Consider the following 14,669-nt stretch of genomic DNA (forward strand, 5'->3'; position numbering starts at 1 on the left):
GCTCCGGAGGAGCGCGGTCGCCTGGATGATTAGCCAATTGCCTCCACGCGATGCCGGCTGCATGTTGGTGGTGATCCGCATCCGGCTCTGACCCGTTGTCCCTCAAGGAAGCGCATGGAGGAGACAGATGCGATCAGCGAGCGCGGATCAGAAGGCTTACGTCGCGCATCTCGGCGGCTTGCTGGCCCGTGCCGGACGCAACGACGAGCAAGCCTTTGCCGAGCTGCATGCTGCAACGATCTTGAAGATGCGGAAGACCGTGCGCGCCTTGCTGCCCTCCTCGGCCGACCTCGACGACATCCTGCAAGATGGCTACCTGAAGATCTGGCGGCATGCCGCGAGCTTCGACCCGGCGCGCGCCTCGCCCATCACCTGGATGTGCACCATCATGCGCAACACCGCGATCGATGCGCTGCGCGCCACCGGCGTGCCGACCTCGGAGCTCGATGAGGCGCTCGCGATCCCTGATCCCGCTGACAGCGCCGCCGACGACGAGTTCGACTACGCGCTGGCGGAACCGATCGCCCGCGAGGCGCTCGAGCGGCTGCCGGAGGAGCGCCGACGGCTGCTGGCGCTCGCCTATCTCGAGGGCGAAAGCCGGACGCGGCTGTCGGAACGGTTCGGCGTGCCGGTCGGCACCATCAAGACCTGGCTGCATCGCAGCCTGCTCACGGTGCGCAAGGATTGTCTCGGCCAGGCCCACGCGGTTACCGTGGCGGCCTGATCGTCGGCATGGCGCGATGACCAACGTATCATGATCAGGACACGTCCCGTCAGACATCTCATCGTCGTGCTGGGCGACCAGCTCGATGCGGACTCGGCGGCCTTCGACGGCTTCGACCCGGAGCAGGATGCCGTGCTGCAGATGGAGGTCACCGACGAGGCGAGCTACGTGCCGCAGCACAAGATGCGCATCGCCTATTTCTTCGCGGCGATGCGCCACTTCCGCGCCGATCTCGAGGGCCGCGGCCGTACCGTCCACTATGTCCGGCTCGATGATCCCGCCAACACCGGCACGCTCGACAGCGAGATTGCGCGGCATCAGGCCGCGCTGCAGCCGGCGGCGACGATCGTGCTGGAGCCCGGCGACTTTCGCGTGCGCGAGGGCTTGCGCAAGCTGCCGCAGCGGATCGACATCCGCGCCGACCGCCACTTCCTGTGCACGGCGGACGAGTTCGACGCCTTCACCGAGCGCCATCCCCGCCCGATCATGGAAACGTTCTACCGCGCGATGCGGCGCAAGACCGGCATCCTGATCGACGACAGCGGCCGCCCGGTCGGCGGCAGCTGGAATTTCGACGCCGAGAACCGCAAGGGGTTCGGCAGGAGCCGCCCGCCTATTCCCGTGCCCCGATCCTATGCGCCCGACGCGATCACGCGCGACGTGCTCAAGCTGGTCGCGGCGCGCTTCTCCAACAGTCCGGGCAAGCTCGGCCGCTTCGACCTGCCGGTGTCGCGCGTCGACGCGCTGACGGAGCTGTCGGACTTCGTCGCCTGGCGGCTGTCGCTGTTCGGCACCTATCAGGACGCGATGCTGAGCGACGAGCCGTTCCTGTATCACTCGCGGCTGTCGGGGGCGCTGAACCTGCACATGCTGAACCCGCGCGAGGTGGTCACGGCCGCGCTCGAAAGCCGCAACGCGCCGCTGAACGCTCTCGAAGGCTTCGTCCGCCAGATCATCGGCTGGCGGGAATTCGTGCGCGGCATCTATTGGCAGCGCATGCCTCACTACGCCGATGAGAACGCGCTCGACGCCAGCCTGCCGATGCCGCGCTTCTACTGGACCGGCGAGACCGAGATGCGCTGCCTGGCGCAGGCGATCGGCCACACCATCGACCATGCCTATGCGCATCACATCGAGCGGCTGATGGTGCTCGGCCTGTTCGCGATGCTGCTCGGCGTCCGGCCCTACGACGTGCACCTCTGGCACATGTCGATGTTCCACGACGCCATCGACTGGGTGTCGCTGCCCAACACGCTCGGCATGAGCCAGCATGGCGACGGCGGCGTGGTCGGCACCAAGCCCTATGCGGCCTCGGGCCACTACATCGACCGCATGAGCGACCATTGCCGCAACTGCCGCTACGATCCGAAGCAGGCGACCGGCGACAGGGCCTGCCCGTTCACGACGCTGTATTGGAGCTTCCTCGCCAAGCACCGCCGCCGCTTCGCCAATAATGGTCGCATGCGCAACCAGTACGTCAATCTCGAGCGCCGCAGCGCGGCGGAGATCCGCGCCATTCGCAGCCACGCCGACGCGATCGCGTCAGCCCTGGTGTAATCCGGCGTTCGCCGGTCTGAACAGCGCTCACGGCTTGCTGGCCGGACGCCGATCGGTCATATCTTGGGCAGTTCCATCCCGCCCCTCCGCCGATCAAGCCCGGAATGCCTCACTCATGACCGCTGCCATCGTCGCCGTCTTCACGCTCGCCTATGCCGTGGTGGCGCTGGAGCACCCGTTCCGGATCAACAAGGCGGCCACCGCCCTGGTCGGCGCCGGCCTGATGTGGACCGTCTATGCTGTCATGGGCGGCACGGCTCCGGCGGTCGCGGCCGAGCTCAACGAGTCCGTGGCCTCGACCGCCCAGATCATCTTCTTCCTGATCGGCGCGATGACCATCGTCGAGGTGATCGACGCCCATAACGGCTTCGAGGTCGTGACCTCGCTGATCGGCACCCGCAACCAGGTCACGCTGGTCTGGCTGGTCGGCTTCGTCACCTTCTTCCTCAGCGCCATGCTCGACAACCTCACCACCGCGATCGTGATGGTGTCGCTGATGAAGAAGCTGTCCGGCCGCGACGAGGACCGCCTGGTCTTCGCATCGATCATCGTCATCGCCGCCAATGCCGGCGGCGCCTGGTCGGCGATCGGCGACGTCACCACCACCATGCTGTGGATCGGCGGTCAGATCACGCCGCTCGCGATCATGAAGTCGGTCTTCATCCCCTCGCTCCTGAACCTGCTGGTCCCGCTTGCCGTCATCAGCTTCACCCTGCGCGGCAAGCAGCTCGTGCCGCCGGCGAGCGCCGGCCTCGCCTCGATCAGCCCGATCCTGCCGTTCGAGCGCAATTTGATGTTCTTCATGGGCCTCGGCATCCTGGTCGCCGTGCCGGTGTTCAAGGCGGTGACGCACCTGCCGCCGTTCATGGGCATCCTGTTCGGCCTCGGCCTGTTGTGGATGGTCGGCGAGATCGTCCATCGCGAGAAGGCCTTCGAGCAGAAGCAGCGCCTGACCCTGGTGCATGCGCTGACTCGGATCGACATGCCCTCGATCGTGTTCTTCATCGGCATCCTGCTGGCGGTGGCCGCGCTCGAGCACACCCACATCCTGGAGGCGCTGGCGCAATGGCTCGACCGCAGCGTCGGCCGGCTCGACCTGATCGTGATCGTGCTGGGGCTCGCCAGCGCCGTGATCGACAACGTGCCCTTGGTCGCGGCGTCGATGGGCATGTACAGCCTGAGCCAGTTTCCGCCGGACAGTTTCCTCTGGGAGTTCGTCGCCTATTGCGCCGGCACCGGCGGCTCGATCCTGATCATCGGCTCGGCGGCCGGCGTCGCCGCGATGGGGCTCGAGAACATCCACTTCTTCTGGTACGTGCGCCGCATCAGCGGCATCGCCCTGCTCGGCTACTTCGCGGGCGCCGCGGCCTACATCATCCAATACAACCTGCTGCACTGAGCGGATCGCATGAGCTGGTCGTGGCGCATTCTGGCAGTCGTCGCGACCCTGCTGCTCGGCGCGGGCGACGGCCGCGCCGACGACGTGACGCTCAAGAGCGGCTACGCGCTTAGCGACAAGAGCTGCGGCGAAGCCCCCCTCGCCTTTCCACGGCTGCGCATCGACATGAAGGCCGGCTTCTGCGCCGGCCTCGTCGCCAGCCGCGACGACGGCCTGAGATTTCCCCGCGGCATCGTGCAGATCCCCGGCCATCGGCAGTTCGTGATCGCGGACATGGGCGGCTGGGGCCATGATGACGGCCGGCTGCTGATCCTTGATCCCGCCGCGGCCGCCGGCCAGCGCATCCGCGAAGTGATCACGCGGCTGTCCTATCCGTTCGGGCTTGCGATCGGCCCCGACCGCCGCATCTACGCCTCCACCGACACGTCGATCTTCCGCTTCGATCCGCTCGCGGCCGATCCGAAGGCAACGATCGAGACCGTCATCCGCGACCTGCCGGGACGCCGCCTCACGCTGCCCGACGGCACCCGCCTGTCGGAAAGTGCGCATCCGCTGAAGGCATTCGCCTTCGACCGTAACGGACGGCTGTTCGTCAATATCGGCGCGCCCAGCGACAACTGCCTGTCGCCGGCGCCGATCACGCAGCCCTGCGCCGCGGGCGAAGGCCCTTCGGCACTCGCCGCGATCTGGCTGTTCACGCCACCGGCCGGCGGCGTCTTTGCGGCGCTGAAGCCCGGCGATCCCTCGCCGCCGCACCAGGTCTACGCGCGCGGCCTGCGCAACTCGATGGCGCTGGCATTGCATCCGCGCTTTCCCGATCCCGGCACCGCCTTCCTGCAGGGCGAGAACGCGCGCGACCTGCAGGACGTGTTCGCACCGAACGAGGAGATCAACGCGATCGAGCAAGGGCGCCACTATGGCTGGCCCTATTGCTACGACCTCGCCACGCCGAGCCCGGAGTTCAGGCGCGTGCTGCAATCCGGAACGCTCAAGAGCTTCTGCACGACAGCCTCGCACTATCAGCAGCCGTGGTCGCTGCTGCCGCCGCATGGTGCACCGCTCGGCATGCTCTACTACACGGGCGATCGTTTCGAGGAGCTGAAAGGCAGGCTGCTGGTCGGCCTGCACGGCTATCGCCCGACCGGCAGCCGCCTGCTCGCCTATGAAGTCGACGAGCACGGCTTTCCCAAGCTGAGCCCGGCGCCGGTGCGCTATCACGTGAGCTGTGCCGCCGAGCCGACGCGCGCCTTCCAGACCGCGTCCGGTCCGGCGCGCGCGGCCGCGTTCGACGAGATCATCGTTGGCTGGCATCGCGTCAACGGCATCCGGCCGCAGGGCGCACCGGTCGGCATGACCGTGGCCGACGACGGCGCGCTCTGGCTGGTCGAGGACAAGAACCAGACCGTGATCCGCATCGACCGCACCGGCGAGGCCACGCCCGAGCCGCTGCCGTGCGACACGAGAAGCGATCAGTTGATCGACCGGCTGGCCTCCCTGGTGATGGACAATGGCGCCAGCCGCGCGCGGCTGACGATGGTGCGCAAGACGCTCGTCGAGAGACATTGCAGCGGCTGCCATTCGGATTTCGGCCTCAAGGCCGGACAATCCGACCGAGACAAGGACCTCGCGGTGCTGCGCTTCATGCTGGCCCAGGACGGCTGGATCTATCCCGGCGATCCCGAGTCCGGCCGGCTGCGTCAGCGGCTGCGCGGACTGGGCGCCGAGCGGCAGATGCCGCCCGGTGCAGATCTGATCAAGACGGAACCAGGCTATGCGAAGCTGCTTGATGTTGCCGACGACCTCGTCGCGCGCATGGTTCCCGGCACGCGGATGCGCGTCAAGCCCGACGGACCGCCGCACCGCAAGTTCTTCGCCGCTGACGGCCGCGAATGCGGTGACATTCCGTTCGGCAAGATCGTCGTGGTGACCGAAAGGTCTGCCGTCAATAAGCCCGGCTTCAGCCGTTTCTTCCGGCCGGCCGACACCTATCTCAACGGCGCCTGCACGGACGATGATGGCTATTACATCCAACAGCAGTTTCTGGTGCCGCTCTGACGACGCCGCGATGAATCGTAGGGTGGGCAAAGGCGCAGGGCGACGCTTCCTCCGCCAAAACGCAATCTCGCGCGCGCCGTGCCCGCCGGCCGCGGGCACCTGTCTCCGTGATGGTGGGCACGGCGCGCACGAGAGCGCGTTGTGGCGCGCGCAGTGGCGTATCGCGCCTTTGCCCACCCTACGCATCTCCTGTTGGGCGATGCTCGTCACGCTCGCCCTCGCGACCGTCCCTGCCCTGGCCACCTCGAAACTGTTCGAGAGCGCGCAGCTCACACCTTCCGGCGAATACACCTTCGGCATCGAGGGGCCCGCCGTCGATCGCGACGGCAATCTCTTCGTCGTCAATCTCGGCAAGCCCGGCACGATCGGCCGGCTCGCACCTGAGGCGACCACGTCAGAGAAATTCACCGAGCTGCCCGACGGCAGCGTCGGCAATGCGATCCGCATCGACGCCGCCGGCACGATGTTCATCGCCGACTACAAGAAGCACAACATCTTTGCCATCGCACCGGGCGAGACCGCGCCGCATCTCGTCTTCCATGCCGACGACATGAGCCAGCCCAACGACATCACGCTGTCGCGCGACGGCACGATCTATGCGAGCGATCCGAACTGGAAGGCGCGCAGCGGCCGCATCTGGCGGATCGCGAGGGGGCCCAACGGCGCGCTGCAGGGCGAGGCGATGGCGGCACCGCGGGCGATGGGCACCGCCAACGGCATCGATCTGAGCCCTGACGGCCGCACGCTCTATGTCGGCGAATCCAACAGCGGCGAGATCTGGTCCTATGCGGTCGATGGCGACGCGCTCGCCACGCCCAGACTGATCAGAAGGTTCGAGCCCAACACGATCGACGGCCTGCGTACCGATGTCAGCGGCCGCCTGTTCGTCGCACGTATCCTGAAGGGCAGCATCGCCGTGCTGACGCCCGACGGCCGCGACATCAGGGAGATCACGCTGCGAGCCAAGGAGCCGACCAACCTCGCCTTCGGCGGCAGCGACGGCAAGACCGTGTTCGTCACCCAGCGTCAGGGCGGCTTCGTCGAGTCCTTTCGCACCGATGTCGAAGGGCGCGAGCATTGCTTGCAGATGCAGACGTGCTGACTGCTCAGCCGGGTGGGACACGACCAGCATCACTCGGACACGCGACACTACTGCAGCATATTCAATGTCTGGCGCTCATGAGAGACCGTGCAACAGATTGGCTGTCGTCCCGGGCAAGCCGTGCCAGCGCGACAGCGTTGGCACGGCGCCGACCCGGGACCCATACTCCGCAGCAGGAGTGAGATGCGAGATGTAGCTAACGCTGTGCCGGCCAATAAAACAGTTGGGGTTATGGGTCCCGGCGTTCGCCGGGACGACACTGGTTGTTGCGCAAGCGCATTCCAACTCACTGGAAACGGAAAGCCCCGCATGCGCGAGGGCCTTCCTGACAACAGCGATCGCTTACCGCCCGTACACCACCGGCGCGCGTTGGACGATCAGCGGCGGCGGCAGGTCGCGCTGCCAGACGCGGCCGTCGTCGAACTGGATACGCATGCCGTCGGGCGAATAGACCGCGCTTTCGTCACGCGCATCGATCCAGAGCCGGCTATTGGGCGCATTCCAGTCCGGCCAAGCCTGGAGGGACTCGCCGGTCTCGGTGGTCAGGTTCACGGCATCGCCGTTCTGCGTCACGAAGGCCGGCGCGCCGATCATGCCGTCGCGGCACATCTGGATGCAGCGGTAGGTGCCGGTGAGGTTCGCGCTCGGCTGGGCCGAAGCGGTGCCGGCGACGCAGGCGCCGACCAGGCCAATCACGATTGCAACACGTTTCATGTCGATCACTCCATCGCTCGAAAGGGTCAGCCAGCCCCCATTCGGGCCCCTCGGGCGGATCAAGTGCGATGCGGGAAAAATGTTCCGGATGTTCCCCTCGAGGGAACCGCCCTACTCGACCCTCACGACGTCGACGGCGACGCCGAGCTTCTGCTTGGGCGAGCCGACGATGATGCCGTCGACCGGCGACACGTCGGAGAAGTCGCGGCCCATGCCGAGGATGATGTGATCATTGCCGACCAGGAGATCGTTGGTCGGATCGAAGCCGATCCAGCCGAGCTCGTCGCCGCACCACAGCGACACCCAGGCATGGGTGGCGTCGGCGCCCTGCAGCCGGGGCTGGCCCTCCGGCGGGATGGTGCGCAGATAGCCGCTGACATAGGCCGCGGGCAGGCCGAGGCCACGCAGGCCGGCGATCATGACATGCGCAAAATCCTGGCAGACGCCATGGCGATTGTCGAACACCTCGCGCAGCGGGGTCGAGATCACGGTCGCCTTCGGATCGTATCTGAACTCCTTGCGGATGCGCCGCATCAGATCGGCGGCGCCGGTGACGATGCCGGTGCCGGCGCGAAAGCTTGCCGCAGCATAGTCCGTCACCAGCTCCAGCACCGGCACCAGCGCGCTTTCGAAGACGTAGCCGATCGGCGACGACGGGCCGAGGCTCGTCGCCTCGAACGCTGCATCGCGCACCTGCTCCCAGTCCGCACTCGGCGCATCGCGCTCGGGCGGCGTGCGCGACAGCCTCACCCGCGAGCGCGAGTCGATGCGCAGGTGGCGGTGCTGGGTGTCGATCACGACGCTCTCGGTCAACGTTCCGAAGAAATCGCGCCGCGCGGTCCGCTCCGAGGGCCGCGGCCGGATGTCGACGCTGTGCGAGATCAGCTCCTGGCCGTCGCCGTTGAGCGGCTCCAGCCGCAGCGAGCAGCGCGCGAAGCTCACGGCGCTCTCATACTCATAGGTCGTGACGTGCCGGATGTCGTAGATCACGCGAGGCCCGTCAGCTTTTCCGGCCGCGTCGCATTCGCACCGTGCGGGAAATAATGCTGGCCGATCGCCTCCGCCAGGTTGAGCAGGTCCTGCTCAAGCGCAAACAGGGCGCGGCCGTCGAGATGCGCCGCCTCCGCCGCGGTCAGCCGCGCGCCCAGCGAGATCGCGAGGCGCTGCGGCCGCTCGATCAGCCCGTTCTCCTTCAGCACCGGCAGGCTCGCGATGTGCTCGTTGAGCAGCTCGACCTGGAACGCGACCGAGCGCGGATTGTAGAGGTCGAGCACGACGAGATCGCGGATCGGCGCCAGCGACGGGCCGATCAGATAGCGCGAGCGATAGGTGATCTGACAATCGACCAGCGTGAGTAGGACGTCGAGATCCTCGGGCGTCGCCTCGTCATAACCGAACTGGCGCGCGAAGCGCGCGGTGTTGATGGCGCGTTCAACGCGGCGGCCCATGTCGAGAAACCGCCAGCCGGCGGCGCGGTTCATGTTCTCCTGGGCGAGGCCGGCGAAGCTCGCGAGCCGGTCCAGCGTGAGCTCGGCGATGCTGACGACGGCGTCCTCATCCTCGGCCTCCTGCGCCAGCCGGTTCGGCATCTCGGTGATGACCTGCCAGGCGTCGGGCGAGAGGCGCTCGCGCAGCGAGGTCGCGGTACGCTGGGCCGATCTGAGCAGCGACAGCGCCGAGCCGAACTGCGCCTCGGCCTGCAGCGCCTCGGCCGCCACCTGGAATCCCTTGCTGCGCGAGGTCTGCCCGACCGCGCCCCACGCGAGCAGGAGGCGCTGGATGCGCTCGGCGGTGTTGAGCTGCGCCAGCGAGCCCTTGCCGGGATCGCGATGCTGGGCGGCGAGCGCGCGGATCAGCCGCACGGTAGCCTCGGCGCGCTCCAGATAGCGTCCCAGCCAGAACAGATTGTCGGCGGCACGGCTCGGCAGCACGCCGGCGATGCGGCGGATCCGCACATTGTCGGAGCCCGGCAGCAAGGTGCGCGCCGCGACCGCCTTGTCGGACACCACCCAGACGTCGGCGGCGCGCGCGCCGTCGCCCATCGACACCGCGCGCGCATCGGGCTTGTCGGCGATGCGACAGAAGCCCCCGGGCATGACGGTCCAGCCGTCGGGCGTGGCGGCCGCGAACACCCGCAGGACGAACGGCCGCGGTGCGATCCGGCCCCCCTCCCACACCGGCGTGGTCGACAGCCGCACCACCTCCTGGCCGACATAGTCGATGCCGCGCTGGCTGATCGCCGCGCGCAGCCGCTCGCGCTCCGCGGCCGAGAGCTCGCCGGCCAGCACCGGACCGCTGCTGGCGAAGCCGGGCACGGCGCGGCCATAGGCGCCTTCGATCGCGAACTCTTCGAGCCGCGACAGCACCTCGTCGCGCGCGGACTTCTGGCCGCACCACCAGGTCGCGATGTGCGGGATCTTGAGATCCTCCCCGAGCACGCGCCGCGCGAGGCTCGGCAGGAAGCCAAGCAGCGCACGCGCCTCCAGCACGCCGGAGCCCGGCATGTTGGCGATCACCACGCCGCCCTTGCGCACGACGTCCATCAGGCCGGCGACGCCGAGCCGCGAGCCGGCATCGAGCTCAAGCGGATCGAGCGAGTTGGAATCGAGCCGCCGCAGCAGCACGTCGACGCGCTTGAGGCCCGCGACGGTGCGGATGTGCACGCGGTCGCCGCTGACGGCGAGATCGTCGCCCTCGACCAGCAGGAAGCCGAGATAGCGCGCCAAGGTCGCGTGCTCGAAATAGGTCTCGCTGAACATGCCCGGCGTGAGCACGGCGATGCGCGGCTCGTCACGATCGGCGCTGGCGCGCAGCGCATCGCGGAATGCTTCGAAGAACGGCGCGAGCCGCTCCACGTTCATGGACTTGTAGATCGAGGAGAAGGCGCGCGACTGCACCAGGCGGTTTTCCAGCGCGTAGCCCATGCCGGACGGCGCCTGGGTGCGATCATTGAGCACCCACCAGCGCCCGTCGGGGCCGCGGCCGATGTCGGCGGCATAGATGCTGAGGAAGCGCCCGCCCGGCGGTTTGACGCCGCAGACCGGGCGCAGATATTCGCTGGAGCCGGCGACGGCGGCCGCCGGCAGCGCGCCGCTCGTCACCAGCCGGCCCTCGCCATAGATGTCCCGCAGCACACGTTCGAACAGCTCGGCGCGCTGGACGATGCCCTGGGACAGTTGCGCCCATTCGGACTCGTCGATCAGCAGCGGCAGATGGCTGAGCGGCCACGATCGCTCGGCGTTGTCGCCCGGCGAGCGGTAGGTGACGCCGGCCTCGCGCAGATGGCGATCGGCGGATGCGAAGCGGCGGTCGATATCGGTCGGCGCGAGCGCGGCAAAGGTGTCGGCAAAGCGGGTCCAGACCGGTCGCGGCTGGCCGTCGGCGCCGATGAACTCATCGGGGATGCCGGGCAGCCGGGCATAGTCGCGGGCCCAATGCTCGGCACGGCGCAGCGGAGAACGTGCCGCCGGCCGACCGGCGGCGGGGCTCGCTCCCTGGTCCTGGCCGCTCGAGCCGTCCATACCCTGGTCCTCCGCACAAACTCCGTGTCATCAATGCAGGAGCGGCCTGCGCAAGTCGAGGGTCATCGGGAATTCATTTGTGCGTTCTTCCGGCGGCAGCGCGATTCGTCCGGGAGTGTGGCCGTGGTCCTGGAAGCGGGCGAGCCGCCGCGCCTCAGCCTCGTAGGAGTTGATCGGCTTGGTGTCGTAGTTGCGGCCGCCGGGATGGGCGACGTGATAGACGCAGCCGCCGAGCGAACGGCCGTTCCAGGTGTCGATCAGGTCGAAGGTCAGCGGCGCATGCACGGGAATCGTCGGGTGCAGGCCGGAGGCCGGCTGCCACGCCTTGAAGCGCACCGCCGCGACCGCCTCGGCGGATCGCCCGGTCAAGGTCATCGGCATCCTCCTACCATTGCAGGTGATGAGGTGGCGGCCCTCGACAAACCCTTCGGCTTTCACTTGAAGCCGCTCGACCGAGGAATCCACGTAGCGCACGGTGCCGCCCGCGGCGCCCTCCTCGCCCAGCACATGCCAGGGCTCCAGCGCCTGCCGCAGCTCCAGGGTCACGCCGCCATGCTGCACGCGGCCGAAGGTCGGAAAGCGAAATTCGAGCTGCGCCTGGTACCATTCCGGCGAGAAGTCGTAGCCGGACGACCGCAGCTCATCCAGCACATCAAGAAAATCTTCCCAGATGAAGTGAGGCAGCATGAAGCGGTCGTGCAGCGCCGTGCCCCAGCGCACGAACCGGCCATCCTGCGGCTCGCGCCACAATTTGGCGATCAGCGCCCGGATGAGAAGCTGCTGCGCCAGCGACATGCGGGGATCCGGCGGCATTTCCAGCGCGCGGAACTCCACCAGTCCGAGCCGGCCCGTCGGTCCCTCCGGCGAGTACAGCTTGTCGATGCAAATCTCCGAGCGATGGGTGTTGCCGGTGATGTCGACCAGCAGATGCCGGAACAGCCGGTCGACCAGCCACAGCGGCACGCTCTGCCCGACGTGGGGCACGTTGGCGAGCGCGATCTCGAGCTCATAGAGGCTGTCGTGGCGCGCCTCGTCGATTCGCGGAGCCTGGCTGGTCGGCCCGATGAACATGCCGGAGAACAAATAAGACAGCGACGGGTGCCGTTGCCAATACAGGACCAGGCTCTTCAGCAGATCCGGGCGCCGCAGGAACGGCGAATCCGGCGGCGAGCTGCCGCCGACGACGACATGATTGCCGCCGCCGGTGCCGGTGTGGCGGCCGTCGATCAGGAAGCGATTGGCGCCGAGCCTCACCTTCGCCGCGTCCTCATAGAGCCCGAAAGTGATTTCGACCGATTGCCGCCAGCTCGCGGCCGGCTGGATGTTGACCTCGATGACGCCGGGATCGGGTGTCACCTTGATCACCTCGATGCGCGGATCGAACGGCGGTGCATAGCCCTCGACGTGAACCTTGATCTGCATCGCCTCGGCCGTCGCTTCGACCGTTGCAACGAGTTCCAGGTAGTCCTCGATGGTTTCGACCGGCGGCATGAACACGCAGAGAACGCCGTCACGGATCTCGACCGACATCGCGGTGCGGACCCCGAGCCCGCCCCAGTACTGATACTGCACGTCCTGCTGCGGCTTCGGCGCGCGATCGAGCTTCGGCAGCGGCGGCACCTGCGGCACGATCACCGGGCGCCCCTGCGTGTAGGTCGGCAGCGGCCCGCGTTCCTCCATCGGGTCCTGCTCGTGGATGTAAGGGAAATCCTCCGGCGGAATGTAGACCAGCGAGCCGATCGGCAGCCGCAGGCCGAGCGGCGAGTCGCCGGGAATCAGGAAAAGCCGCTTGCGCCGCAGGCCCCAGCGCTCGCTGCGCCAGCGCCTGGGCTGTGCATTCCAGCGCTGGATCGGCAGCACGAAGCCGCGCGGAATGTGCAGCCCTTCGTCGAACACCCGCGCCATCCGCGCGCGTTCCTCGGGATCGGCGAGCTTGGAATCGAGCGCATCGACGTTCTCGGGCAGCGCGGCTTCCTTCTGCAGCCAATGCGCGGGATCTTCGAACGCGGGCAGCACGTAGTCCGGCTCGAGCCCGAGCGTCTCGGCGGCCGTATCGAGGAAACGCTCTGCGTCCTGGATCGTCGCCATGCGCGGGCCATCCACGCTGGCGATCAGATCCGGATTGCGCCAGATCGGCTCGCCATCCTTGCGCCAATACAGTCCGAACGCCCAGCGCGGCAGGCTTTCGCCGGGATACCACTTGCCCTGGCCGTAGTGCAGAAGGCCGCCGGGCGCGAAACGCGCGCGCAGACGCCGGATCAGGCTGTCCGCGAGCCCGCGTTTGGCCGGGCCGACCGCCGCCGTATTCCACTCCGCCGATTCCATGTCGTCGATCGACACGAAGGTCGGCTCGCCGCCCATCGTGAGGCGCACGTCGTGCGCGGCGAGATCGACATCGACCGCTTCGCCGAGGCGGTCGAGCCGATCCCACGCCTCATCGGAAAATGGCCGGGTGATCCGCGGCGCTTCGCGGATGCGCCTCACATTCATCTCGAAGTTGAAATCGACCTCGGCAACGCCGGCACTGCCGCTGATCGGCGCGGCCGAGTGATAGTGCGGCGTAGCCGCGACCGGAATGTGCCCCTCGCCCGCGAGCATGCCCGAGGTGACGTCGAAGCCGATCCATCCAGCGCCGGGCAGATAGACCTCGGCCCAGGCATGCAGATCGGTGAAATCATTCTCGACCTCGACCGGTCCCTCGACCGGATCGATGTCGGGACGGAGCTGGATCAAATAGCCGGAGACGAAGCGGGCGGCGAGGCCGAGATGTCGCAGCGTCTGGATCAGCAGCCATGCCGAGTCGCGGCAGGATCCGGCGGCCTGCGACAGCGTCTCCTCCGGCGTTTGAACGCCGGGCTCCATCCGGATGATATAACGAATCTTTTTCTGCAACTGCGCATTGAGTTCGACGAGATAGTTGACCGTGTTGTCCGCGTCACGGGGAATCGACTTCAAGTATTCCGCGAACAACGGCCCCGGCTCGATCGTCTCGAGATAGGGCGCGAGTTCCACCTTGAGGCCGTCCGGATAGGCGAAGGGAAAACTGTCGGCATAAGGCTCGACGAAGAAGTCGAACGGATTGATCACGGCCATCTGCGCCGTGAAGTCGACCTCGATTTTGAGTTCGTTCACCTTCTCGGGGAAAACGTAGCGGGCCAGCCAATTGCCCTGCGGGTCCTGCTGCCAGTTCACGAAATGGTTGGGCGGCGTGACCTTGAGCGAATAGCTCAGCACGGGGGTCCTGGTATGGGGTGCAGGACGCAGGCGGATGGTCTGCGGGCCCAGTTCGACCGGACGATCATATTTGTAATGGGTGACGTGATGTAACGCGACGTAGATTGACACGAGGTTTCGGCGCTCCAGCAACTTTTTTGAGCAGAACATTGCTGTGCTTAGGGATCAAGCACTAACAAAGGGCAAGAGCTGCCTATTGAACTATCCTAAGCCCGAAAGGCGGCATTTGGCGCCGCGACGTTGGAATGTCTTCCCCCTATCAGGTGCCTCCGCTGCACGTACCGGTCGCTTTTCCGGCCGCTGCGCGCCCCAATCGGGGCCGGAACGAAGAACGAGAGAAGAACAAACAACCTATCAGCCGCT

General features: G+C 67.2%; 9 protein-coding genes. 5 read left to right on the forward strand and 4 right to left on the reverse strand.

Annotated features, from left to right (window positions below; all coding sequences use genetic code 11):
• Positions 1-127: 127 nt before the first annotated feature.
• From ACQR1X_RS30160 to ACQR1X_RS30180, 5 genes are all read left to right on the forward strand, one after another.
• A complete protein-coding gene (locus ACQR1X_RS30160) occupies positions 128-724 on the forward strand; it encodes an RNA polymerase sigma factor (RefSeq protein ID WP_434892313.1) in 597 nt (198 codons plus the stop codon).
• 30 nt (positions 725-754) lie between these two features.
• Positions 755-2,281 (forward strand): cryptochrome/photolyase family protein, encoded by a 1,527-nt coding sequence (locus ACQR1X_RS30165; protein WP_434900185.1) that lies wholly within the window; start codon positions 755-757, stop codon positions 2,279-2,281.
• 115 nt (positions 2,282-2,396) lie between these two features.
• Positions 2,397-3,680 carry a sodium:proton antiporter NhaD gene (gene nhaD, locus ACQR1X_RS30170; protein WP_434892311.1) on the forward strand — a complete coding sequence of 428 codons (1,284 nt, stop codon included), beginning with the start codon at positions 2,397-2,399 and terminating at the stop codon, positions 3,678-3,680.
• A 9-nt stretch (positions 3,681-3,689) separates the two neighbouring features.
• Positions 3,690-5,735 (forward strand): PQQ-dependent sugar dehydrogenase, encoded by a 2,046-nt coding sequence (locus ACQR1X_RS30175; protein WP_434900186.1) that lies wholly within the window; start codon positions 3,690-3,692, stop codon positions 5,733-5,735.
• A 199-nt stretch (positions 5,736-5,934) separates the two neighbouring features.
• The gene (locus tag ACQR1X_RS30180; protein WP_434900187.1) at positions 5,935-6,837 is read left to right on the forward strand and encodes an SMP-30/gluconolactonase/LRE family protein; all 903 of its coding nucleotides are present in this window, start codon (positions 5,935-5,937) and stop codon (positions 6,835-6,837) included.
• Between the two features lie 342 nt (positions 6,838-7,179).
• Here ACQR1X_RS30180 and ACQR1X_RS30185 read toward each other — a convergent pair whose 3' ends face one another.
• The 4 genes from ACQR1X_RS30185 to ACQR1X_RS30200 all read right to left on the reverse strand — a co-directional run bounded on the left by ACQR1X_RS30185 (position 7,180) and on the right by ACQR1X_RS30200 (position 14,417).
• The gene (locus ACQR1X_RS30185; protein ID WP_315801275.1) at positions 7,180-7,560 is read right to left on the reverse strand and encodes a hypothetical protein; all 381 of its coding nucleotides are present in this window, start codon (positions 7,558-7,560) and stop codon (positions 7,180-7,182) included.
• A 102-nt stretch (positions 7,561-7,662) separates the two neighbouring features.
• Complete coding sequence (locus ACQR1X_RS30190; RefSeq protein WP_434895277.1) at positions 7,663-8,541, reverse strand: transglutaminase family protein; 879 nt, start codon at positions 8,539-8,541, stop codon at positions 7,663-7,665.
• Entirely contained in the window at positions 8,538-11,072 is a 2,535-nt protein-coding gene (locus ACQR1X_RS30195; RefSeq protein ID WP_434900188.1) for a circularly permuted type 2 ATP-grasp protein, read from the reverse strand. Before ACQR1X_RS30195 ends, ACQR1X_RS30190 begins: the two co-directional genes overlap by 4 nt.
• Positions 11,073-11,102: 30 nt before the next feature.
• Positions 11,103-14,417 (reverse strand): DUF2126 domain-containing protein, encoded by a 3,315-nt coding sequence (locus tag ACQR1X_RS30200; protein WP_434900189.1) that lies wholly within the window; start codon positions 14,415-14,417, stop codon positions 11,103-11,105.
• Positions 14,418-14,669 lie beyond the last annotated feature (252 nt).

This window comes from Bradyrhizobium sp. HKCCYLRH3073, assembly GCF_051167995.1.
Classification (GTDB): domain Bacteria; phylum Pseudomonadota; class Alphaproteobacteria; order Rhizobiales; family Xanthobacteraceae; genus Bradyrhizobium.